The sequence below is a fragment of the Paenibacillus sp. EB106-06-01-XG199 genome (genome assembly GCF_058791575.1).
In genome coordinates this window covers 45,484-68,939 of the sequence record NZ_JBYTDQ010000013.1, presented here as the reverse complement: position 1 = coordinate 68,939, position 23,456 = coordinate 45,484, and the positions used below count along the sequence as shown (strand labels likewise).

At 49.2% G+C, this 23,456-nt stretch carries 22 protein-coding genes; 16 read left to right on the top strand and 6 right to left on the bottom strand.

Translation table 11 applies throughout. The features are described from left to right. Positions 1–76: 76 nt before the first annotated feature. The gene (locus AC3WT9_RS30660) at positions 77–280 is read left to right on the top strand and encodes a hypothetical protein (RefSeq protein ID WP_341094290.1); all 204 of its coding nucleotides are present in this window, start codon (positions 77–79) and stop codon (positions 278–280) included. A 79-nt stretch (positions 281–359) separates the two neighbouring features. Here the strand turns inward: AC3WT9_RS30660 and AC3WT9_RS30655 are convergent, their stop codons facing one another. Next, positions 360–728, bottom strand: a complete 369-nt coding sequence (locus AC3WT9_RS30655; RefSeq protein WP_341094288.1) for a hypothetical protein — start codon at positions 726–728, stop codon at positions 360–362. A gap of 161 nt (positions 729–889) precedes the next feature. Between AC3WT9_RS30655 and AC3WT9_RS30650 the strand changes: the two genes are divergently transcribed. Then, the gene (locus tag AC3WT9_RS30650) at positions 890–1,381 is read left to right on the top strand and encodes an AAA family ATPase (protein ID WP_341094287.1); all 492 of its coding nucleotides are present in this window, start codon (positions 890–892) and stop codon (positions 1,379–1,381) included. Positions 1,382–1,445: 64 nt separating this feature from the next. On the opposite strand, the gene secA2 is transcribed toward AC3WT9_RS30650, so the two are convergent. Both secA2 and AC3WT9_RS30640 read right to left on the bottom strand, forming a co-directional pair. Then, a complete protein-coding gene (gene secA2 / locus AC3WT9_RS30645; RefSeq protein WP_341379079.1) occupies positions 1,446–3,728 on the bottom strand; it encodes an accessory Sec system translocase SecA2 in 2,283 nt (760 codons plus the stop codon). A 38-nt stretch (positions 3,729–3,766) separates the two neighbouring features. Then, positions 3,767–4,054, bottom strand: coding sequence for a hypothetical protein (locus tag AC3WT9_RS30640; RefSeq protein WP_492408596.1), 288 nt, complete (start codon positions 4,052–4,054; stop codon positions 3,767–3,769). A 110-nt stretch (positions 4,055–4,164) separates the two neighbouring features. Here AC3WT9_RS30640 and AC3WT9_RS30635 point away from each other — a divergent pair, with 110 nt between their 5' ends. The 5 genes from AC3WT9_RS30635 to AC3WT9_RS30615 all read left to right on the top strand — a co-directional run bounded on the left by AC3WT9_RS30635 (position 4,165) and on the right by AC3WT9_RS30615 (position 6,688). After that, positions 4,165–4,617, top strand: a complete 453-nt coding sequence (locus AC3WT9_RS30635; RefSeq protein WP_492408594.1) for a copper amine oxidase N-terminal domain-containing protein — start codon at positions 4,165–4,167, stop codon at positions 4,615–4,617. An 18-nt stretch (positions 4,618–4,635) separates the two neighbouring features. After that, positions 4,636–4,785 carry a hypothetical protein gene (locus AC3WT9_RS30630; protein ID WP_341094281.1) on the top strand — a complete coding sequence of 50 codons (150 nt, stop codon included), beginning with the start codon at positions 4,636–4,638 and terminating at the stop codon, positions 4,783–4,785. 12 nt (positions 4,786–4,797) lie between these two features. Next, complete coding sequence (locus AC3WT9_RS30625) at positions 4,798–5,196, top strand: hypothetical protein (RefSeq protein WP_341094280.1); 399 nt, start codon at positions 4,798–4,800, stop codon at positions 5,194–5,196. 32 nt (positions 5,197–5,228) lie between these two features. Further along, positions 5,229–5,783 carry a hypothetical protein gene (locus AC3WT9_RS30620; protein WP_341094279.1) on the top strand — a complete coding sequence of 185 codons (555 nt, stop codon included), beginning with the start codon at positions 5,229–5,231 and terminating at the stop codon, positions 5,781–5,783. Positions 5,784–5,908: 125 nt separating this feature from the next. Beyond that, entirely contained in the window at positions 5,909–6,688 is a 780-nt protein-coding gene (locus AC3WT9_RS30615; RefSeq protein ID WP_341094278.1) for a CPBP family intramembrane glutamic endopeptidase, read from the top strand. A 141-nt stretch (positions 6,689–6,829) separates the two neighbouring features. On the opposite strand, the gene AC3WT9_RS30610 is transcribed toward AC3WT9_RS30615, so the two are convergent. Together AC3WT9_RS30610 and AC3WT9_RS30605 are read right to left on the bottom strand one after the other, a co-directional pair. Then, positions 6,830–8,455 (bottom strand): response regulator transcription factor, encoded by a 1,626-nt coding sequence (locus tag AC3WT9_RS30610; RefSeq protein ID WP_341379076.1) that lies wholly within the window; start codon positions 8,453–8,455, stop codon positions 6,830–6,832. Next, positions 8,448–10,247 (bottom strand): cache domain-containing sensor histidine kinase, encoded by a 1,800-nt coding sequence (locus AC3WT9_RS30605; protein WP_492408590.1) that lies wholly within the window; start codon positions 10,245–10,247, stop codon positions 8,448–8,450. Before AC3WT9_RS30605 ends, AC3WT9_RS30610 begins: the two co-directional genes overlap by 8 nt. Before the next feature lie 198 nt (positions 10,248–10,445). On the opposite strand from AC3WT9_RS30605, the gene AC3WT9_RS30600 reads away from it, so the two are divergent. From AC3WT9_RS30600 to AC3WT9_RS30580, 5 genes are all read left to right on the top strand, one after another. Then, positions 10,446–12,023, top strand: a complete 1,578-nt coding sequence (locus AC3WT9_RS30600; protein WP_341094275.1) for an extracellular solute-binding protein — start codon at positions 10,446–10,448, stop codon at positions 12,021–12,023. A 75-nt stretch (positions 12,024–12,098) separates the two neighbouring features. Then, positions 12,099–13,007: an ABC transporter permease gene (locus tag AC3WT9_RS30595; RefSeq protein ID WP_341379074.1), complete on the top strand. Its 909-nt coding sequence runs from the start codon at positions 12,099–12,101 to the stop codon at positions 13,005–13,007. Positions 13,008–13,024: 17 nt separating this feature from the next. Next, a complete protein-coding gene (locus AC3WT9_RS30590; RefSeq protein ID WP_341094273.1) occupies positions 13,025–13,894 on the top strand; it encodes a carbohydrate ABC transporter permease in 870 nt (289 codons plus the stop codon). A 36-nt stretch (positions 13,895–13,930) separates the two neighbouring features. Then, complete coding sequence (locus AC3WT9_RS30585) at positions 13,931–16,147, top strand: alginate lyase family protein (RefSeq protein ID WP_341379073.1); 2,217 nt, start codon at positions 13,931–13,933, stop codon at positions 16,145–16,147. A gap of 169 nt (positions 16,148–16,316) precedes the next feature. Continuing rightward, positions 16,317–17,114 (top strand): hypothetical protein, encoded by a 798-nt coding sequence (locus AC3WT9_RS30580; RefSeq protein WP_341379071.1) that lies wholly within the window; start codon positions 16,317–16,319, stop codon positions 17,112–17,114. Between the two features lie 70 nt (positions 17,115–17,184). On the opposite strand, the gene AC3WT9_RS30575 is transcribed toward AC3WT9_RS30580, so the two are convergent. Continuing rightward, positions 17,185–18,129 (bottom strand): serine hydrolase domain-containing protein, encoded by a 945-nt coding sequence (locus AC3WT9_RS30575; RefSeq protein WP_341379070.1) that lies wholly within the window; start codon positions 18,127–18,129, stop codon positions 17,185–17,187. A 219-nt stretch (positions 18,130–18,348) separates the two neighbouring features. Here AC3WT9_RS30575 and AC3WT9_RS30570 point away from each other — a divergent pair, with 219 nt between their 5' ends. The 4 genes from AC3WT9_RS30570 to AC3WT9_RS30555 all read left to right on the top strand — a co-directional run bounded on the left by AC3WT9_RS30570 (position 18,349) and on the right by AC3WT9_RS30555 (position 23,450). After that, positions 18,349–18,954, top strand: coding sequence for a histidine phosphatase family protein (locus AC3WT9_RS30570; RefSeq protein WP_341094268.1), 606 nt, complete (start codon positions 18,349–18,351; stop codon positions 18,952–18,954). 165 nt (positions 18,955–19,119) lie between these two features. Further along, positions 19,120–19,806 carry a TetR/AcrR family transcriptional regulator gene (locus AC3WT9_RS30565; RefSeq protein WP_341094267.1) on the top strand — a complete coding sequence of 229 codons (687 nt, stop codon included), beginning with the start codon at positions 19,120–19,122 and terminating at the stop codon, positions 19,804–19,806. Then, a complete protein-coding gene (locus tag AC3WT9_RS30560) occupies positions 19,787–21,076 on the top strand; it encodes an MFS transporter (RefSeq protein WP_341094266.1) in 1,290 nt (429 codons plus the stop codon). Before AC3WT9_RS30565 ends, AC3WT9_RS30560 begins: the two co-directional genes overlap by 20 nt. Positions 21,077–21,110: 34 nt before the next feature. Then, positions 21,111–23,450 (top strand): ABC transporter permease, encoded by a 2,340-nt coding sequence (locus AC3WT9_RS30555; RefSeq protein WP_492408584.1) that lies wholly within the window; start codon positions 21,111–21,113, stop codon positions 23,448–23,450. Positions 23,451–23,456 lie beyond the last annotated feature (6 nt).

The following is a 23,456-nucleotide window of genomic DNA, read 5'->3' as shown; positions in this document are numbered from 1 at the left end:
TCAGCCGGGAGAATGGCTGATGGAGCACTCTTTTTCAATAGAGATCTGTATAGAACTTTACAGGATGGAGAAAAATATGGAAGAAGACTTAAGGAAAAGGAGTGGCGATGTGGTTATTACACTGGGATCTGATGAAGTTATCAACCGGATCAAGCAGCTTCAATCCAACGGAACAATCAACAAAAAGCAGGTAAAACAGCAGGATCCGGAGCTGATGCGGAGCGCATTGTATTATTTTCCAAGCTGGGAGCATGCCCTGAAAAACGCAGAGCTGGTATAGAACAATACGACAAAGAGCCGAAGATGCGACTACTGCGCACCTGCGGCTCTTTAACTTTGTGAGGAAATCCACTTCTCATTTATTCCGTTGAACCCTCTATTATAGGTAAGAATTTTTGTTGTTCGATTGCTTTTTGGTTTAACTGCAATTCATCTCTGAAGGCATTGATTTTCAACTGCAGTTTGTGCAGGATTTCCAACTGCATCTCGTTAACCCTGTCTTCAATGCAAAAAGCGGAGCAGGAGAGAAAACCATCGGCATAAGACTTTGTTTCATCGGTAATGGTATTAAGCTTCTCTTTATAGATTCTCTTTACAGGTCCAAGCTCAGGTTTGATCTCGTAATAACGGTTGGTCTCAAGCAGCAATCGCCAAGGACTCACCTTAATATCAAATTCATCCTTTTCAATCTCTGCAGATACTTTGACTATTTTAATCTGATTGTTCATGATGATAGTGATCCTCCTGCAAACCCATACTTTCAATGGGGATAAATTCTCGATGATGGACTAAGAGATTATATCATGCAAAGGGATCATTTCCTACTGAAATTTATAAAAAAGAATAGTTCATTGGAACTATGTGTAAATACCTTTTGCAGGAGGATGTCATGAAAAAGTTAATTGTTGTCAACGGCCCAATGGGTGTCGGGAAATCCGCCGTATGCAAAAGTCTGAACGGGGTGCTAAATCATTCCGTATGGCTGGACGGCGATTGGTGCTGGATGATGAATCCCTGGATCGTAAACGATGAAAACAGAGCCATGGTGGAGAATAACATTACATATCAGCTAAGAAGCTTCTTGACGAACTCTACATTTGAATATGTCATTTTCAGTTGGGTACTTCATCGCGTAGAGATCTTGCAAGGTCTTCTGAAACGGCTAGATGATCTGGAATTTGATCTACAAACGATTACCTTGATCTCTTCGGAGACTGCACTAAGGCAGCGGATGGAGCAAGCCCATAGACCGGAAGAGCAAATTCTCAGCAGTATCGAACGTTTAAGCTTATACCGGAACATGGGGACTACTAAAATAGATACAAGCAGCCACGATGTGGACGGAGTTGTTGAACAAATGAAATTAATCATCAGTCAATAAGGAGTTCAAAGACCGTGACGGACGATGGGGGAAACCGGACCCGCAATCAAAGTGCTTGTTCCTTTTATAAAAGATTGATTCTGTTCTGAAAAAAGCTGTCGTTGATCATATACGTCCATGTCGCTGAGGGGACTCTCAAAGCTTCCAATTGGAAATCCATCTTCAGTGAGCTAAAGTCCGTTGTCAGAAAAAGTTCCACCACAGCGGTTTCGATCCTCTCTTCCAGTGTTGCATAGGCATTTATGATCAGCCGGTGATACTCATGCAGCGGATTTTTGTGGCTTAGGCTTTCCAAATGAATGCCTTCCCTCACAGAAGAAACGTAAGCCAGGTAATTAGCCCAGCCGTTATCAATTTGAACCAGTGTGATGAATCTTTCGGTGTCCTCAACCCTTTTTTTCCCGAACCTGCGGCATAATTGTTCGTAAATTGCAGGTACTCTTGTCATTAAGAGGGTTGGTCTCAAAAACTCACCAAGCAGGGCCTCCCGTTTCTTGAAAAGAATACGCCGCTGCTGTTCGATCAAATCTGCATATTTATTTAAGGTTTTTCTGATTTCAATATGCTGGCCATCCATGACTAGCTGAATATGGTTGATCAGGTTGCAGATTCTGGAACCCTTAAGCGGAGAATCCTGTTGCAGGTCCTGATATTCCTTTGGAAGCGACTCTCTTAAGCCGAACCTTACGAGCAAATCATCTTCCAGGCTGATCATATAGCGGGAGGAGCCGGGATCTCCCTGCCGGCCTGCACGGCCACGCAATTGTTGGTCTACACGTACACTTTCATGCAGATTTGTACCGATGACATACAATCCGCCTAGTTTTTTTACTGCCCAGTATTCTTCTGCATCGCCTCCGCCCAGAATAATATCGACACCCCGGCCTGCCATATGAGTTGAAACGGTGACCATATTCAGCCGGCCTGCTCTGGCGATCAGCTCCGCTTCCCATTGATCATTTTGCGCGTTCAGGAGGTTACATGGAATGCCAGCATTCTGCAAGTCGGCTGCCATTTGACAGGATGCCTGCACACTGGCTGTACCAATCAGGATGGGCTGCTTCGTCTTATGAATGGCAGAAATTTCACTAAGAATAGCCTGCCGCTGGGCTTCACGGTGCGTGAATATTACATGAGGATAATCAATTCTTCTGCAGGGATGATGCGGTGGAATCACCATCACATCCAGGGCATAATAGGCTCTAAACTCATCCGCGGAGGATAACGCCGTTGCTGTCATCCCGCAGAGCCGGGCATAGAGGCTTAAAAAATGCTGCAGCGTCATGGTTCCAAGAATTTTGCCGCCGGACTGAATGCTCAGCCCTTCTTTGGCTTCCACTGCTGTCTGCAGACCGTCTGGCCAATGCCGGTTCTCGGCAATTCGCCCGGTGAATTCATCAATAAGCAGCACGGCGCCGTCTCTTACAATATAATCGACATCTTTCTTTAATAAAGCTTCTGCATGCAGCGCACAGTGAAGCTCTGCGAGCGTATCCGAGTTGCGGGACTCATATAAATTTCCGCATTTCAGCATGACCTCAACCTTAAGCGCTCCGGCTTCCGTCAGGTGTACATTCCGCCCATGCTCGTCCGTATCATAATCCGGCCCCTGAATGAGCTGCTTCACGATCAACGGCATTTCACGGTTACCTGCACGTTTCTTGTCCGTTTCTCCTGCGATGACAAGCGGAATCCGGGCTTCATCAATGAGTATGGAATCCGCCTCGTCAACCAGTACGCAGTGAAGGGGGCGCTGCACTTTGTGGGCCGGAGTATATACCAGCGAATCCTTCAAGTAATCAAAGCAAGCCTGCTTCGAAGACAAATAAGTGATATCGGCAGCATATGCTGCTTTTCTTTCCTCGACATGCTGCCCCTCTGCAACATAACCGACGGAGAGACCCAGCCCCCTGTAGACGGGGCCCATCCATTCGGCATCCCGCCGAGCCAGATAATCGTTAAAGGTAAAGATATGAGCGCCTTTTCTCTGCAGCGCCTGTAAGTAAGCGGGGAGGATGGCAGCCAGCGTTTTCCCTTCCCCGGTTTGCATTTCCACCAGATAACCATCACACAGAGCCAGTCCTGCTGCGAGCTGTACGTCAAAGAGACGGATCTGCAAGAATCGCCACACGGCTTCAGCTACAAGTGCTGCCCCTTGGATCATTAAATCCTCAAGCGGTGCACCACTTTGGGCTTTCAGCTTCATTTCCCTGGCACAACGCCTGATTTGGATGTCGCTCCAGTTCTTCATTGGAAGCTGGCGGATGAGTTTAATTTTTTCATAATAAGGCTTGAGCTTACGCTCCTGGAACTTCGCCTCTATGCGGCTATACAGATTGTTACCCATAGCAAATAATCCTCCTTTAATAGAAATAACGGCGGGCGTTATCTATTAGTAAGCAGGATGAGGCCAGGCTCCTTGAAGGTATGGAACCGGATAAGAATTCGTTCACTTGCTATACATACCAGATCATAACCCTGTACGAGATGATTGGAGAGCAGCAGGATCATTTCAAAGTGCAATATTGTTTTTAGAGAGATGAAACCGCAGAATATGTGGTTGTCGAAGAGAACGGTAAACAGCGGCGTCCGGACGAGGCTCAGTATATTAAGGATGACTTTATAGCAAACCAAATAGAAGTTAAGCAGCAAACGGCCGCATCCCTCCAACATAAATATCCTGCCTCCTCATCCGCAGCTGCAACTTTTTGGAAAACCATGAGTCTTATAATTATCTGTGAATTTGAAAATAAAGTAAAGTGAAGAAAGGGTATGGATAGGTAATGAGAAAGATATGGATGTTTACTCCAATACTGCTTTTGCTGTTTCTGTTCCCGGCAATATCGTCAGCGGCTACCCATGCTTCGTTCATTTATTACGTGGCGAATGGCGGCAAGGGTACTGTTCCGGCACTGGTTAAGAGCGGCACTACGTTTGTCCCGGCAAGTCTGCTGGAAGAGGCGGGTCTGCAGGTTGCCTGGGATAAGGCAGATCTACGGGCCAAATACGTTGGATGGGAAAAAACAGTGGTTGTCACGGTTGGCAGCAAGACTGCTGTGCTTGATGGGAAAACAGTTCAATTAGGAGGAGCGCCGTTCCGGTATAAAGAGCAATTATATCTTCCTGCCCGCTTTGTGGTGCAGGCACTGGAAGGGCAGACAGTAAGCTGGGATGCGGCTCATGCTGTCTATACCGCCAAAGGGCTTGGGACCTTTCTGAGTCAATGCCACCTTTGAAGGCTGTACAAGGAGCTGTTGAATCAGGAACAGCAGCAATATGCGGAAACGAACGACGTGCCTTATTACGGAGACGAATTGAAGTTAATCAAACGTGAAGGCAATACTTTGCAGTTTAAGCTGGGCAGAGAAGATCAAATATACAACTATCGAATGAATGAACATTAAGGAGTGGCAGATTTGAACAAATGCTTTTTTGCGGTCATTTTACTGTCTTCACTGCTCTTTGCGAACGGTTGCACCACCTCAAAGCATGTAGAAACAGGGTATGCGGAGTCCGCTATCCATGATGACTTTCCAATTCCAGAGGCTGCAAAACAAGGGGAAATAACGACAAACTCCGCCAACCCCAATATAAAAATAGGCGTCAGCTACGAGTTGGATAATATCGGGGGAGAGCAGGGACTATACCCGCCCGAAAGTTATTTTCAGAAATTAGATGATGCGGGATGGGCAGAACTGGAAGACCGCCGAATGGGACATGTGCAGTTTTTTGAGAAAGAAGATACAGTGATCGCCATTGAAATTCATGAGGATACCTTTCAACTGTATGAAATGAAGCCGGGAGCCTCCTTCTGATCCTATTCATTATAGAAAGGCAAGGTGTAAGTATGGAGAGCTCCGCTGACTATTTATATCATTATTATGAGCAGTCCAGAGGTCCATTTGCCAATTTATCCGATTTGAGCGAAGCGCAGGCAGACGAAGTTCTGGAATCAATCCGCAAACAAAACGATGTGATGGCCTCCCGCCGAGATCAGGGGTATTTAGTGCGCAGACGGGAGTTAGAGGGATTAGCCAGAGAACTGTTCATCTCAAAAGGCGGGAAGCCTGTAAGAAAAGCCCCGCATTATATGGTAGTTGGCCCATGCGACTGGCTTAGTGACTGGTATAAGGAAAGTGCTTTTGTACAAATACCTATTTCACAGTTTAAACTGGACACCCTCTCATTCTCCTATGGCGATTTGTTTCCCACCTTTAGCCCGCGGGTGAATGACGGCAAGGAATATCGCAGGCAGGTTTACACCTACCAAGAAATCTTAGCGCTCATTCAGAAATATGGCTTGCCTCAGGAATGGAACAGAGATGGCACATATGGGCCGGAGAGATATATTGAAGTGCAGGTCTGGGATGATGGACCACTGGGGAGAACAGTTAAAGCTTAAAAAAAGGAATCATAGAGGAATTATGTAGATAAATATGGCGCAAGTCACAGAAAAGGATTACAATAAATCCATTATTGCCCTTGTATGGCGATGAACACTAGATTGTATAACAGAGGAGACGAGTAATGGTAAAAAACACTGCAAAAGGGCATCCGATTTTATTTTCACTCATGCTGGGGGTTCTGCTGATTGTATTGATCTCAGTTGCATCCGCAGCCGGAACCATCATGGAACTGGACGATACGGGGCTGAAGATTGCCCAAGCCGTAGCATTTTTGGTCATGGCTGTTATTGTAACGCTGTATATGACAAAAGGAGAGCGCTCATTAGCCCAATTCGGCTTCAGAAGCACTGGCGTGTCCAGGGCAAAAGAAGCTCTCTATTATGTACCGCTGCTTATTATCGCACTTGTACAACCTATTATGAGCGGCATCAACTTTGAGATTTCTGCGGTCGACATTCTGGTTATTGTAATTTTCACCATGCTGGTGGGCTTTACGGAAGAATCCGTTTTCCGGGGGATCATCAGGGATAAACTGAAATTCAAGGGGCCGGTGTTTTACATCGTGTTCTCCTCCGTCTTTTTTGGCGTCCTACATATGGCTAATGCATTAAACGGAAGTAATATAATACATATTCTTTTGCAGGTTATTAATGCGCTGCTGCTCGGTTTCATATTTGCACTGCTTATTGAAACTACAAACCACATTATTCCATTGATCGTGTTTCATTTTGCCTATGATGCACTTGCGCTGGTCAGCTATGAGAATCTGGACCGGGAAGTTCTGCTGGTTTCCATCTTGAATATCTTATACCTGATCTATGGAATCTATCTGGCCTACAACCTGATGCGCAGAAACAAGGTCAACCATCCAGCCGGCAAAACGGTCGGGAATCACAGGTAGGTCAGGCTGCATAGAGCAAGCAACCTCTGATTCTGCAAAAAGTGGTTTGAGTGCTGCGACTAATGAATAGCTTCACCACTTATCAAAGGCGACTTCAGTTTAATGCTGAAGGCGCCTTTTGACGTTAGGAGCCAGCGGATTCTAGACGCTGGCTTCGGCAGACGCACCGATCCTGCGGAAATCCGAGGGAGAGAACCCGGTTTCTTTTTTGAAGATGCGGTTGAAGGAGCGGTAGTTCTCGAACCCGATTGCTTCGGCGATTTCGAAGGTTTTCTGATCGGAGGTCAAGAGCAGCAGCTTGGCCCTTTCTATCCGCAATCGGGTCAAATACTGGATAAAACTCTCGCCTACGGTTTTCTTGAACATACTGCTGAAATAAGGAACGCTGTAATTGATCGAGGCGGCCAGCTCTTCAAGCTTATAGGGATAAGCCAAATCCTCGTGCATCCGCCGGATAATTCTCGACATCGAGGCATCGAGCTTCGTGCCCTCACCCTGCAGCTGCTGCAGCTTGCGGAAGGAACTGCAGATGGCGTCATGAACAGAATGGAAGGTTTGGCATTCCTCCAGCTTCTTCCGGCAGGAAGCTTTCAGGTCGGCTGCCCCCTCCGCGTCGACAATAAATTGACTGAGCTCCAAAAATACTCTCAGGTACAGGGATTTAATCTGCTCGGGTTCCCAGTGTTGCTCTGCAGCCTGGTGGTAAAAGGCGCTGCGCTGCTGGTCCAGCGCGGATGAACTCAAGTGGGACTCCAGCAGGGCAGTCTTCAGCACCTTGATCCAGAAGCGGCTGTTAGGCTCCGGAATGCGCTGGAATTTCAGGGATTGCTGCCACTCTTCACCGGTTAAGGTCTGATTGGCTTGGTAGAAGAAGGGATAAGCAGTGGAAGCCAGCTTTTTGAGCGTGCCGGCATCACTGCCTGTCCCTGCTTCGAAGACATATTCCAGTGCTATGGCTCCTATCTTCAAATTAGAGGCAAAGCTCTCCAGGATCTGCTCCATCAGCCCGGATGCTTCCAGCCGGCGCTCGTCCGTATAGATTGCAAAGAAACGCCCTTGGTCCAGCGTGACTACCTTGCCCACGCCTTGGTTGTCCAGCAGCTCTTTCAGAACGTTGACGCCGGCGAACTGCCAGAGCTTAAGTTCTTCAAGCTGGTCCATGGAGAAACGCAGGGAGCTTCTGTCCAGCTCCAGCACCAAGGCTCTAAATCGGCCCCGGCCAACCGGAATACCGGCCTGCTCAAGGCTCTGCAGCCAGCTCGATTCGTTGGCGGGATTGCGGAGCATCTCCAGAAACAAACCCTGCTCAATCTCAATTTCACTTGAGCGGACCCTCTGCTCCAGCAGCATTTGTTTTTCCCGTGTCTCTTCAAGCGAAACAGCCTTGCGGGTCAGCTCCTCCAGAGTGCGGGTCAGCAGCTCCGGGTCGGAGAGACAATCATCCTTTATCAGGTAGGAATCCGCCTTCAGATGAATGGCCTGCTGGGCATAATGGAAATCCTGATGGCAGGTCAGAATAACAATCTGCGGCCGGGGCAGGCCGCTGCTCTCGATTTCCCGCAGCATATCGAGTCCGTTCATCCCCGGCATCGTGATGTCTGTAACTATCAGCTGGGGTTTATTTTGCAGAAATAGTTCCAGGCCTTCCTGGCCGTCTTCTGCCTCCCCGCTAAAAGTAAACAGGTCGCTGCGCTGCTCGATCATATGCCGGAAGACCGTTCTGGCCGGGTATTCATCTTCAACAAGGATGACCTTGTAGTTACTCATGCTGTTCCCCCTTTACTCTTACCGAGTCCTGTTCAAGTATGAAAGTGATCGCCAGGCCTTCCCCGGGTTTGCTGGCAAGCATAATCTGGGTGTCCCGGCCGAACATCAGCCGCATTCTCATCCAGACATTCTGCAGCCCGATATTGTCGCTGATTTCTTCACGGGGAAGATGAAGCTTCAGCTTCTCCAGCTCCTGAGCCTCCATACCGATGCCATCATCCCTGATCTCGATCATGATTGCGGACGATTCGGGAATAGAGAAGACTTTAATAGTAATATGGCCTTCGCTTACCTTGGCGGGAAGAATACCGTGAAAGACAGAGTTTTCGATCAGCGGCTGCAGGCTCAGCTTAGGAATCTGCAGCCGCTGCAGCGGTTCTTCAATCTCCAGCGCAAGTAAGATCCGGCATTTATAACGCATATTGAGCAGACCTACGTAATCCTCAAGATAGTCAAGCTCCTGCTGCAGCATAACGGTCTGCTCGTAATTCTCCATCGAATAGCGGAGCAGTGCGACCAAACGGCCCATCAGCGAATTTATCCCGTCATAGTCCTTCATGATCGCGAACATCCGGATGGTGTTCAGCGTGTTATACATGAAGTGGGGGTTAATCTGAGACTGCAGCGCCCTGATTTCCAGTCTGCGCTTCAAATCCTCCGATTCATGCAGATCTGCCAGCAGATCTTGAATGCGGACAGCCATCGTATTCAGCATCCGGCCGAGATCCCCGATTTCATTGTTGGCAAAATGCGTAACCCGCGCATCGAAACGTCCTTTCTTGATGGCGTCGACCTGTCGCCGTACGGCTTGCAAGGGGCGGTACAGATGATAACCGAAGCCGACAACAGAAAGTGCGCCAAGCCCAACGAGCAGGATCAGGAAATACATCACGGTTCTGCGGATAATCACTGTACTCTCCCCGAGCTGCTTGGATGGAATCTCTGAAATGACAACCCATTTATCATAGGTTGACGTCTGCTTGACGGAAATAATTGAAGAGTCCATGCGGAACTGACCTGGCTGCTGGAGATTCTTCCAATGGCTTAATATGCTGTGGATACGTTCTTCCTCTGCATTTCCACCCAGCTTGCTTGTAGTAGCGATGGATTTGCCGTCATCGGTTACCAGAGCGATAGAGCCTGTGGAGCCTAGCTGGATATTCTGGATCTGGCGCAGATATTCGTCATTTTTCATCGAAATCAGCAAAATGCCTTGCAAATCCTCGTATTGGTAAAACGGGATACGGGAGATATAATAAGTCGAACTATTCAATATATCGAGCTCAGGCAATGAATGCTTATCCAAGAAAAGCCCCGGCTTACCGGACTCCAGATAATGCTCAATCAGAGGTTTGTAAGGTGATGCTGCCATCGGCGAAGGGGCTTCGGTGGAAGACAGGATCTCGCCGGTCACAGCGGAATACACCTGCAGACCTTCAACATTGCCGATAATCGCCGAAGCGGTGCTGAGTACGGAGATCAGATCTTTTTTGCGGACAACCTCTTCAAAATATTGATCGGAAGGCGAAACCAGTGCTCCTTGAATCGAGGACATCCGCGAATACTGTTCGCTGAGCTCACGGAATCTGGACATGGTCAGCTCAATCCGGTCCACAACTTGATTTACGAGCTGGGCATTCAGCCGGTTCACCTGCTCCTCAACCGTCCTGCTGGAGACGCTTACAGAAATATACGACAATACAATCAGCGGAATGATGGAGATGGCAAGCATGACCAGAATCATTTTGATATAGAAGCTTCGCGTCAAAAATGAAAAAAAAGGAGATAACATGTCTTCACTTCCGTCTCTTGAGATGTCTAAATAAATTATAGTACTAGGCTGCGGTGAAGGATACCCTGATTTGCGCAAATCTGAAAAACGGATACACTTTGGCTCGAAATCGGCATGTTCACATGTAAGCGGATTCTCTATAATCCAAATTGTAAGCAGGGACTCACTGGATTACATCAAACAAAACGGGGGATGACAATGAAATTCAAACACAAGCTTGTACCTGTTCTGGCATCTACGGTATTAATGGCTTCCGCGCTGGCCGGCTGCGGCGGCAATAACAATGCGGCAGAGAATAACGGGGGAGAGGCTTCGGGGCAGCCGGCAGGAACAGCACAGACTGCGGGCAGCACCAAGGCGGCGAAGATCAAGGCGATGACGATTCTGTTCGGCAATCCGCCGGTCACGGAAAATAATAAAGCGCTTGAGAATCTGGAAAAACGCGGAAATGTCGATCTGGATATCACCTTTGTTCCTTCCGAAGCGTACGCGGATAAACTGTCCGTTGCAGTATCTGCCGGAGATTCTTACGACCTGCTGTTAATGGACGGCGGGAAGGATGACAAATTCAGCAATCTGGTCAAGATGGGGGCCTTCCATGATTTGACGCCTTATCTGGAAAAGACCGAGAATATCAATCTGATTGATGAAGCGGTCTGGAAGAATGTAAGAGTAGACGGCAAGGTATACGGCGTTCCGCGTCCCCGTGGCCTATATGGCGGAGGCGAAGCCAGCATGCTGATCCGCAAGGACTGGCTGGACAAATACAACCTTGAAGTTCCGAAAACTTTAGATGAGCTGACAAATGCAATGAAAGTGTTCAAGGAAAAAGATCCGGCAGGCGGCGGAAAAACAATTCCGTTCTCGATCTTTGGGGTAGATGGTATCAATGCCCCGGGACCTTTTGCCGGAGTCATGCCGATCCAGTTTGCACTTGGCATTCCGTTCACCTGGAAGGTGGACAACGGCACTCCGGTCCGGGATTTCCAGACTCCTGAATACAAGACTTATCTGGATTGGCTGAAGGACTCCTGGAGCCAGGGACTAATCGACAAAGATGCTCCGGTGCTCAAAAATCAGCAGCAGGCACGCGGTAAATTTCTCGCTGGCGTAGCCGGTGTATTTGCGGGTAACGTAAGTGATCTCGGGGAAGCCAATCTGTCCAAGCTGAAACAGGTGGACCCGAACGCGGAAATTGCCATTATAGATGTGCTTGAAGGTCCTGCCGGAGATAAAGGCGTTGCTGTAATGACCGGGTATTACGGACTATGGACGATTCCAAGCTCTGTTCCGGAAGACAAAATTCAGCAGATTGTGGATTTCCTTGATTTTACTGCTTCTGAAGAAAACGTAGCCTTCTACAAAGGTGGGGTAACCGGTGTTCATTCTAGCGGTTTGAAGGACGGGATTGTTACCCAGACGGAAGAACAGCTGAAGCAGGCGGATCTGGACAAGCCCAATAGCTTTATATTGGAAAACCGGATAGATCCATATGTGTATGCTACATCCAAGGAAGCGGACATTCTCGCCGTACAGAAGGCATCGCTGGATACCATCAGTAAGTTTGGCATCGAAAATCCGTTCCTGGCTTACAATTCCGAAACCGCAAGCAAAAATCCGGACAGCTATAAGAAAATGAATGCTGTCATGACGAAATATGTGCTGGGTGAAGGCGCCTGGGATGATGTGCAGAAGGAAATTGACGCTTGGACCAAGGGAACAGGTGCGCAAATCACCAAGGACCTGATGGATCAATATAACGCCGATAATCAATAGTTGAAAATACAAATAGACATGAACGGGACTGCGCCTCAGGGTCCCGTTCATGAATAATGGATGGGAGGGCAAAAAATGCAGAGATCGCTGCGTGGTTCAAGGTTTAAGCAGCTGTGGCCCTTTTACTTGCTGGCTGCACCGGGAATACTTTATTTTCTGACGTTTCATTATGTGCCTATGTCGGGACTAATACTGGCCTTTAAGGACTACAGTCCATTCAAAGGAATCATGGACAGTCCTTGGGTAGGGCTGGCTAATTTCAGACAATTTTTCGGAACTCCGAATTTTTATATTCTGCTCAAAAACACACTGGTTATCAGCTTGCTGAATATTGTAATTTATTTTCCTTTTACGATACTGCTCGCTATTATGCTGAATGAACTGCGGATGCAGCTGTTCAAACGGGTGTCACAAACCATTGTATATCTACCCCACTTTTTGTCTTGGGTGGTCATTTACGGAATTACCATCTCATTTTTCGGGCCATCTGGAGTGATCAATCACTATCTGGAACAGTGGTTCAATACCGATGCGATGTTCCTTACCAGCAATGAATGGTTCAGGCCGCTCGTCATCTTCCAGTCCATTTGGAAGGATGCAGGCTGGGGTACCATCATTTTCCTGGCGGCTTTAGCGGGAATTAATCCTGAATTATATGAGGCGGCCAAGGTCGACGGAGCGAACCGTTTTCAGAACATCTGGAACATTACGCTCCCGGGGATCAAAAGTACGATTGTCGTGCTGCTGCTGCTGCGGCTCGGCTCCTCGCTGGATTCAAACTTTATGCAGATATTCCTGATGTCCAACGGTCTTAACCTGGATGTCTCCAATGTATTCGACCTGTTTGTCTACCATGTCGGACTGGAGCAGTTCAATTACAGCTATGCGATCACGGTAGGCATGTTCAAATCAATTGTCAGTCTGATTCTGGTGGTGGGGGCCAATTATGCGGCCAGGCTGCTGGGCGAAGAAGGCATTTTCTAGACGGGAGTGGAGACAAGATGAAAGCACGGATAACCTGGTTTGACGGAATTATTGCAGCGATCATTATTCTGATCAGTCTTACAGTCATTTTGCCTTTTCTATACATCATTGCGGTGTCCTTCAGTCCGCCAGCAGATTCGATGGCCGGCAATTTCTTTCTCTGGCCGAAGCACTGGACGCTTGATGCCTATAAATACCTGCTGAATGCCGATACCTTTCTGACCTCAATCAAAAATTCGGTCATTATCACAGTGATCGGCACCTGCCTAAGCCTGGTTGTCTCGATCATGCTGGCCTATACGTTGTCCAAAAAAGGAATACCGGGGCGGCGTCTGATTCTGCTGCTGATCTTCTTCACAATGATTTTCCATGGCGGCATGATCCCGAACTATCTGGTGGTCAAAAATCTCGGTCTGATCGACAGCTATGCGGCTGTTATCCTTCCGGCGGTATCCAGCGCCTACAACGTGATGGTGATCCGCTCGTTCTTCCAGAGCCTGCCGCCAAGTCTGGATGAAGCGGCAAGAATCGACGGGGCGGGAGAATTCCGCATCCTGTTCTCGGTAGTAATACCGCTCTCGAAGCCGATCATTGCCACGTTTGCGCTGTTCTTTATGGTTCAGTACTGGAATGAGTTCTTCTCGGCAGTCATTTATCTGAACGATACGACACGCTGGCCGATCCAGCCGCTGCTGCGGCAGATGGTGGCGATCAGCGCCTCGAATATATCCGCCGAAGCGGCACTAGATGCACAGCTTGCCGCAAATTTGGGGCCAAATGTACAGAATGCGGCGATCCTGCTGGCAATGCTGCCTATCGTTATCGTATATCCGTTCCTGCAGAAATATTTTGCCAAGGGAGCCATGCTCGGCTCGGTCAAAGAATAAGGCGTTATTCGCCGCTTTGTTAAGAAGGGGAGAGCTATGAAGCAAAAAGGGTACAAGGAATTACGCAAGGATCCAGAATATACGGAACCGCTGCCGACAGATGTAGAGTTTATCGGCACTATGCTGAATCTGGAGCTGCCCGGCATGGAGGCTGTCCGCTGTTTCATGGAACAGGGCGATATAGCCGGAGCAAGGGATGCCTTCCTGCACCGGATTGAAGCGGCTGAGCTCACCCGGTATTACTTCGCCGTTGGCGAGGTGCCGCAACTGATGAAGGAGGCAAGGAGCCGGTATGGAGATTTCCCGGAAGCGCTGCAGGATATCGCGGAAGCAGAACGGATCGCGGAAGGCGATATTCCACTGTTCAAAGAGAAACGGGCAGTTTTTCCTGGCGGCGCATATGACTGGAACAGCTGGCTGTATGACAGCTCGCAATATCAGCTTCACCTGACGCGCTTCGCCTATCTGAAGCGGCTGTCCCGGGGATACTGCCTGACCGGCAACGAGAAATTTGCCGAATGCTTCAGCAACATGATGGAGGATTTCATTGATGACAACCCTGTGCCGCGCGGAGGTGTCTTTCGGGGCGAGCACTGCACCTGGGACCCATTGTCGGTAGGGGTACGGCTGTTCATGCTGCCGGAAGCGTTCATTGTTTTCTACCGTTCAAAGGCTTTCACTCCGGAGATCAAAATGAAGCTGATCAAATCCTTCTATCAGCATGGGGAGTATGTCCGTAAATACCATGCCCGGAGCGGAAACCATGTGTGCATGCAGCTGCGCGGTCTAATCCAGGTCTCTCTGCTATTGCCGGAGCTGAAGCCGGCGCAGCAATGGCTGGAATACGCGCGGCGTGAGCTTCCGGGCCACATCCGGGACAACGTCTATGAGGACGGGGTACAATTCGAAGGCAGCCCGAACTATCACCAGGTAGTGATGCGCGACTTGTATGAACTGGTGCCGCTGTTTCAAAAACTGAATATTGAGGCTTTGGAGTATAGTGAAATCTTGGAGAAAATGCTGGAAGTGCAGAGTCATCTGATGACGCCTGACATGCAGCTTGCCAGATTTGGAGATACCGATGCACAGGCGGAAAACGAGCTGCGCAACACGATGAGCCTGGGCGCCTATTTGTTTGGAAGAGGGGATTTTAAATTCCTGGGGCATCCCCAGCTGCCGTTTGCCTTGCTCTGGCGGCTGGGACCGGAAGCGGCCGGGCGTTATGAGGCCATCCCAGCCGGACCGGCACCCGAACCCTTCGCCTGCTTCCCCGTTGGCGGATACCTCTTCTCCCGGCAGAGCTGGGAGAAGGAGGCTATGTATCTGGCGATGCGGGCAGGGGTGGGCATTGGGGGACATGCCCATTCCGATGCGCTTAGCCTGATTCTTTATGCCGGAGGACGGGAACTGCTGGCCGATTCCGGCATGGGACTGTTCGAATGGAATAAGGAACGCAAATATGCCGTATCGACAAGAGCGCATAACACGGTTGTCGTTGACGGGCAGGATCAGCATGTGCGCAGCCTGCATTGGAATACGCCGCAAACCGCAACCTGTAAAATATGGGATGCGCGTCATGGCAAAGATTATGATTATTGGTTCGCGAGCCATTATGGCTATACCCGCTATGATGATCCTGTTATCCACTCCCGTAAGGTAGTTTTTGTGAAGAACCGTTACTGGCTGATTGTGGATCTGTTTGAGGCGCAAGAGCAGCATACCTACGAGCAATATTTCCACCTGCCAATAGGCGATGCGGTAGTCCAGTGGGACCGCCGGCAGGTGCATACGAACCATAATGACAGCAATGTGCTGCTTCTATTCCCGGAACAGGAGCAGGCTGAGGATCAGCTTACACTGGAGAGCGGTCTTGATTTCAGGCAGGGTCAATATTACGTGAATCCGGTTGCGAAGCGGTCCATGTCCACTGCGGGAAGAGCAGTTTATGAAACGCTTGTTGTTCCCTATGGGACGGTCCAGCCGCAGATCCGGATCAGCAGAATGCCGGTCACGCTGGAGGGCCGGGAGTTGTCTGCGCTGGAAGCTACGGCGCTGCGGATATCCGGGGACAATTGGAGTGATGAGATTTGCCTGTATCACAGCTCTGTAGACGTGGAATCGTATCTGGACCACACCGGGAATATTGTTTCCCAGGAGCTTCTGCCAGGCAAGTCCGCGCTGGACGGAATTGAATTCGCCGGGGGCAGACATTCGGATGATGTGGTCGTGAATCATAGCGTCCAGCAGCACTAAACAGGCAGACATAATAGTTTCAGGAAGACTCTGGCAAACGCCGGAGTCTTTTTGTCTTTATTTGGGTAATACATACAGTTACATAATCAACAGAAGGCGACGCTTCCAGAACTGATATTGTTAGAAACAGAAGCCTTCTATTAACCTTTAAAGGACTGGGGGAGACTTCATGGACAAAGAAGCCAAAAAAATATTGTTAAGTACCTTCTGGACATCCGGCGGCTGGAAGAGCAGTCCGTCTCCTTACAGCGGAGCGGATTTTGAATATGCCAAAGAGAAGGGCCTTATGTTCGATCCGGTGAACATCACACATGATGCGGTGATTAAGAGGTTATGTGAGCTGCACCAGAAGATTATCAGCAAAGAGTGGGCGGCCACAGCATTCTTGCACAGCTTGTCAACCCGAAAGGTCCATCTGCGGAGCGCGTTGTCGAGCTGGGCGTTAACCTCGGAGCTGACTGTGCACACCTATGGGGAGCTTCTTGCACAACCGTCCATGTTCAGTTCATGCGGCCACTGCAATAACGCACAGCTGATCTCAGACAAGGCCTACGTGAATCAGGACTGGAATGTGCTGAATTTTGAACGGATCAAATGGGGAGGAGTCCGCCTGAACTGGCTTCTCTATTGCTGGCTTGATCTGGAGATGCTTGCCCGGGAGGAGAACCTGCATGTCAGCAGGGAGGATCTGGACATACTCACCGCAATGACGGATGCAGTTATGGACTGCGGCGCGAAGGATGCTGCCCGGCAGCTGGAGAAACGCTGGAAAGATGTTTTCCCTTCCAGCAAACAGGAACGCGATGTCGTGATGGAGGTTTGGGGATACGCCGGTATCCTGCCGCCATCGAACGAGCCGCGCCCGGGACGGGGCGGCAACGGCGATTTTATCTCGGTTGCCAATTGGCGGGGTGAAGATGGCTATTCCCAGGAGGCGCTTAAGTATTTTTTTGGTGCTTTTTTGTAAGGGGAGAATGTTCAGCATGAATTAGAATGGTCTTCATAACCAAATTCCGAAACTAAAAGTGAAAGCTTGATCACGGGACAAGCAGTGCAGGTGCGATGATTTCACGGAACACATCAACAGGAGGTTTCTTTTTCCGCCGCGGATCTTCGGTCAGAACCACAACCGTCGAAAGCTCCGGCAAAATATAAACAAACTGTCCCCCATACCCGCGGGCATAAAAGTATGCCTGGGAAGCTGCAGGTGACTCCTGAGCAGCTGAGGTGTAGACATCAGTCCACCAGTGCCAGCCATATCCGCCGCGGTAGGGGGCTTCTACAGGAAGTGCGGTTTCCGTAGATCGGTTGACCCGTTCAGGGGAAATGAGCCTTGAGTTCTCCCACATGCCCTCCTGTAGATAGAGCAGTCCCAGCTTCAGCAGGTCGGAAGGCCGCAGCTTCAGCCCGAACCCGCCCGTATGAACGCCTTGAAGATCAACCTCCCACTCATAATCTTTAATGCCCAAAGGGCCAAACAAATAGTGCTCGGCAAACTTGGCGGTGGACATGCCAGCCGCTTGCCTCAGAATGGCTGACAACAGCTGGGAAACGCCGGAGTTGTATTCCATTCGGGTTCCGGGTGTGTCCGACATCGGCTGTTCCAGCACAAACCGGACCCAATCCGGAGAACGGGTCATCCTGGGGAATGAGTTCTGCCCGCCAAATTCAGTCCAGTTGAAACCGGCAGACATCGTGAGCAGATGCTCCAGTGTGATTTCTGTTTTACGATGATCCGGGTCAAGGCTAAGCTGCGGATAAAATAACGTCAGCGGAGCATCCGGCTGCGGCAGCAGCCCCTTGTCCATCGCGATGCAGATCAGTGCGGAGAGCACACTTTTGGTACAGGAATTGATTTTGGCCAGTTCAGTGGCTATATTTGGTGCTCTATAGTGTTCAAGCACAAGCCTGTTGTCCCGGCTGATCAGACAGCTGCGCAAATCGAGCGTTGTTAGCGCTGCAGAAATTGAGGATAGGTTCATTGGGTTGATCCTTTCATTATCATATCGGGAGAGCACTTGGGTGAAACCCGGCTTTTTCGCGATAGTTTGCCTTTCAACCAATAATATTAACATACAAATAAAGAATTTTATGATTCAATTCAAATGGGACTGCTGAGGGAGGAATGGCTGTCCCATCCAGTATTCAAGTGAAATCAGGAACAGCTCACAATATAACAGAATGGTTGCGGGGGGAGAACAATGTCAATCTATTTGGTCAGACACGGTAAAGATGATGAGGGATTCCGCGGTGGATGGAGCCAGCGTGGGTTAATTGCAGAAGGAATTGAACAGTCGCAGAAGCTGGGGCAGTACCTTAAAGCGCACCACAATCTTTACAACATTCACCGGGTGGTTAGCAGTGATTTAACCCGTGCGGTTGAAACCGCAACCGAGATTGCCAGTGAACTCCGCTTACCACTCGAAAGCAGCAACAACTGGAGAGAAATGAACAATGGCCTCATCGCCGGGATGGCTCATGAACTTGTAGAGGAGCAGTATCCGGGTCTCTATTTCTCGACTTTGCGGATGGATGAGGAATTCCCGGGCGGGGAGAGTCCGATTGATTTTTTTAACCGTATACAGGCAACCTTTAAGAAGTTATGCGAGGAGCAGCTCCTCAACAAGGGGGAGGAGAATATTTTAATTGTAACCCATGGCGGAGTTATTAATATTATTTATCATATTTTAAATGGGGTAGAGTGGTCGAATAAAGGCAAAGCTTACCCTAGTACATATACCAGTCTCCATCACATCAAATATGATGCCGGAGAATGGGAGATTGCAATGGAAACGCTGAGTGTCTAATCAAAGGATGTAAATATCACATGAATACAAAAACTCCTGCAGCTAAGTTTGCGGGAGCTTCTTTGCGTGCGATTGTTTTCTTAATCCAGTGATTGACAATAGAGGGGGGACTCACTATAATCATTATAGACCGACGGTCGGTCGATGAAATGGAGGATTACAATTATGCGGATTTCCAAGGAACCTGAAGAACGCAGAAACGAAATTTTAGATACGGCAGAGCTGCTTTTTTTCACCCAGGGGTATAGCAGAACTACAATCAACGATATTTTGCAGAGGATCGGAATCGCCAAGGGAACCTTCTATTATTACTTCAAATCGAAGGAGGAGGTAATGGATGCGGTGGTTATGCGGTTCATTGATGCCGGGGTAGAAGCTGCGAAAGAGATTGCTTCCGATCACAGGCTATCTGTTCACGAGAAGCTGCTGAGGATCATAATGGCACAGAAGCCGGACTCGGAAGGGAAGGAGCAACTGATTGAGCAGTTCCATCAGGCGGAGAATGCCCAGCTTCATCAAAAGAGCCTGACGGAAACCATTCTCCGCCTGACACCTGTATTAACAGAAGTTATTGAGCAGGGCATCGAGGAGCAGTTGTTCCATACCGCTTATCCCCGGGAAACGGTTGAGTTTCTGCTGGTGGCCTCGCAGTTTCTGCTGGATGAAGGTATCTTCCAGTGGCAGCCGGAGGAAATTCTCCGCAAGATCGAGGCTTTCATTCATATTATGGAAACCTCTCTGGGTGCCAAACAGGGCAGCTTCGCCTATGTCACACAAATGTTCGGGCAGCCGCCTGCAGCTGATGGAAAGGATGGAAAGGCGGGGATAAAGGATGGGGAAACAGAACAATAAATCCTTCAGCAAGTTTCTGGTGTTATGGACAGGAGAATGGATATCCAGTATGGGCAGTGGGCTGACCGCTTTTGCGCTGGGTGTTTATGTCTACCAGATGACAGGGACTGCAGCCAGTGTAGCGCTAGTAACGCTTTGCGCTTTTTTGCCTTCCATTATGCTCAGTCCAATCGGCGGCGTGCTGGCTGACCGCTTTGACCGGCGGCTTATGATGATCACGGGTGATCTATGCTCCGCATTTGGACTTGTCTTCCTACTGTTTATCATGCTGCTGGGCGATCCGCCCGTTTGGCAAATCTGTCTCGGAGTGGCCTTCAGCTCCATATTCGTATCCTTGCTCGAACCGGCTTACAAGGCGACCATTACCGAATTATTGACCGAAGAGCAGTTTGCCAAGGCCAGCGGGCTGGTCCAGCTTGCAGCCTCCTCCAAATATCTTCTCTCTCCGCTGATTGCCGGGGTGTTGCTTGGCTACATGGATATAAAGGCTGTGCTGATTATAGATATCTCTACTTTTGTGGTGACCGTGCTTGCGGTGCTGGCTGTGAAAAAGAACCTGCAGGCTGAGTTTCCAGCGAAAACACGGCAGTCCTTTGCAAGAGACCTGAAGGAGGGTTGGGATACGCTCATTTCCGTGAAAGGTGTTCTACAGCTTACGGTTATTTTATCGGTGGTTACATTCTATGTGGGTTTTCTCCAGACCTTGTTTACCCCGCTCTTACTGCCGTTTACAGATACGCAAACCCTGGGCACAGTGGAATCCGTTAGTGCAATTGGCATGCTGATCGGCAGTCTGTTCATCGGGATGTTCAGCATTAAGGGCCAATATGCCAAGGTGCTGGCTGTAAGTCTGGGATTCGCCGGAGGTTTCTTTGCACTGGTCGGTCTGACTACAAATCTATATTTTATCGCTGCAGCCGGATTGTTGTTCTTCGCGGCACTCCCCTTCATTAACACCTGTGCTGACGTGCTGATCCGAAAAAATATCGCCGCCGAAGCACAAGGCCGTGCTTGGGGGATCATTGGCATTCTTTCACAACTCGGGTATGTGGCCGCTTATGCTGTTGCCGGAGTGCTGGCAGATCATGTCTTTAATCCGCTGCTGCGCAGCGGGGGAAGTCTTGCTTCCTCAGTGGGCAAGGTGCTGGGTACAGGAGAAGGCCGGGGTATCGGACTCCTGTTCATCGTCTGCGGTTTGCTGATAGTAATTGTGGCGGTGATTGTTCCAAGAATCAAATCTATTAGGGCTCTTGAACAACAACATTCATGAGTTTCTATATCAGAGAAGGAGGCAAGACAGCCAGATGCTGCTGCAAATCGTAAAAAGAGATGTTTTACGCAATAAAATCATCACCGGCGGATTGTTCATTTTTATTATGCTGTCTTCGCTGCTGGTTGCTTCTGCTTCGCACATCATTATGGAACTGACCGGCTCGCTGAATCAGCTGCTGGCCGCATCCAAGACTCCCCATTTTGTGCAAATGCATTCCGGAACCTTAGATGATTCCGCCCTTAAACGGTTTGTTTCGGAAAATCCGCTTGTACAGGATCAGCAGACGGTTGAGATGCTTACGGTCGACGGCTCAAATGTGTACTTGGGCAATCTGCAAAAGTCGGAAGCCGCCAGCGTCATGGATATCGGTTTTGTGAAGCAGAATCAGAAATTCGATCTGCTGCTGAATCTGGATAATCAGGTGATCACGGTTTCACGCGGCGAAATTGCCGTTCCTATCTACTATAAGGGACAGAAGCAGCTGAATATCGGGGATAAGGTCAATGTTACCTCCGGGTCCTTTACCAGAGAGTTCGTGATCGTTGATTTTGTCCGGGATGTTCAAATGAATCCGGCGATTGTCAGCTCCAAACGTTTTGTCGTAAATGAGGCGGATTACACAGCGCTGCGGGGGAAGCTTGGCGAAGTGGAATATCTGATTGAATTTCAGCTCAAGGATAGCAGCAAGCTTACTGAGTTCCGTAATAGCTATCAATCTGCCGGCCTGCCGGATAAAGGACCGACCATTGATTACCCTTTATTTAAGACGCTGAATGCTCTAACCGACGGAATTATAGCCCTTGTCATTATACTGGTGAGCCTCCTGCTTATGGTGATTGCTATCCTGTGCCTCAGATTTACGATGATCGCCTCCATGGAGGAGGATTACAGGGAGATCGGAGTCATGAAAGCAATCGGGCTGCCGCGGCAGGATATCAGAAGAATCTATATGGCCAAATACATCATACTGGCCGCATTGGCTTCATGCTGCGGCTATGGATTGTCACTTTTTACTGCACGGTTGTTTACAGCCAACATTAGCCTGTACCTAGGCGCGGCTCCGAAGGGGCTGCTTCAGCATATCGTTCCTTTACTCGCTGTCAGTCTGAGCTTCGGGATTGTTGTGCTCTTTTGCAGGCTGATTCTTAGAAGGTTCAACCGGATCACGGCCATTGAAGCCTTGCGGTCAAGTACTGCCGGGGTGGGGAGAACACATACGTCATCGTTTACACTCAGCAACCGTAAATGGCTGCCTGTGAATGGTTTTCTAGGGTTAAAAGATGTGTACAGCCGCTTCAGCATGTTCGGAGTGTTACTGCTGGTTGTGGTGATCTGTCTGTTTATGATCATCATGCCGGTGAATTTGTTGAATACGCTGCGCTCCCCGCACTTTATATCCTATATGGGCGTAGGACAGAGCACCATCCGGATTGATCTTCAGCAGTCAGGCGATACCGCCCGGCGGTTTGAACAAATGCTCACAACACTTAAGAAGGATCCGGACATCAAAAAATTATCGCCGCTCATTACCTCCCGCTTTAAGGTATTGGGAAGTGATGACGTCTGGGAGAATATCAATGTGGAAACAGGAGATTTCTCCATCTTTCCTTTGTCATACATAGAAGGCGGCGCCCCGGAAGGCGGAAGTGCAATCGCCCTGTCTGATCTGAACGCCAAGGAGCTGAAAAAACGGGTCGGGGATAGTCTTCTTCTCAAGGCTGGAGGGAAAGAACGGAAGTTGACGGTAAGCGGAATCTATCAGGATATCACCAATGGAGGGCGGACGGCTAAAGCGCAGCTGCCCTATGATCCAAAGACTGTAATGTGGTATGTGGTAGCGGTGGATGTACAGCCTGAAATTCCGGTCGCCGGGAAAATAGAAGAGCTGGCCGAGGCATTCTATCCGGCTAAAATCACTTATCTGGACAGCTATTTAGCTCAGACCCTGGGGAATACAGTTAAGCAGCTGCGGATGGTCACTATACTTGCGATCGCCATTTCCATCTCGATAGCGGTACTGATTACGTCCTTGTTTCTAAAAATGCTGCTGGCGAAGGATTCCACACAAATTACAATCTTGCGAAGCATCGGGTTCACGGTCGCTGATATCCGCCGGCAATATCTGGCCAGAACGCTGCTGATCGCCGGTCTTGGCAGCCTGCTTGGGATCTTGACGGCCGGAACGATCGGTCAAAGTCTGGTGCATGTTCTCGGATCATTCCTGGGTGCTTCCCGAATTCAGCTTGAGGTTGATCCGGTGCTGGCCTATCTGATTCTTCCGGTTAGCCTCATGCTGGCCGTGGCGGTTACTACTATAGGAAGTATAGGACCCATTCACAAGTCCGGGTTCACGAATAAGATAGCCGATTGAGGGGGC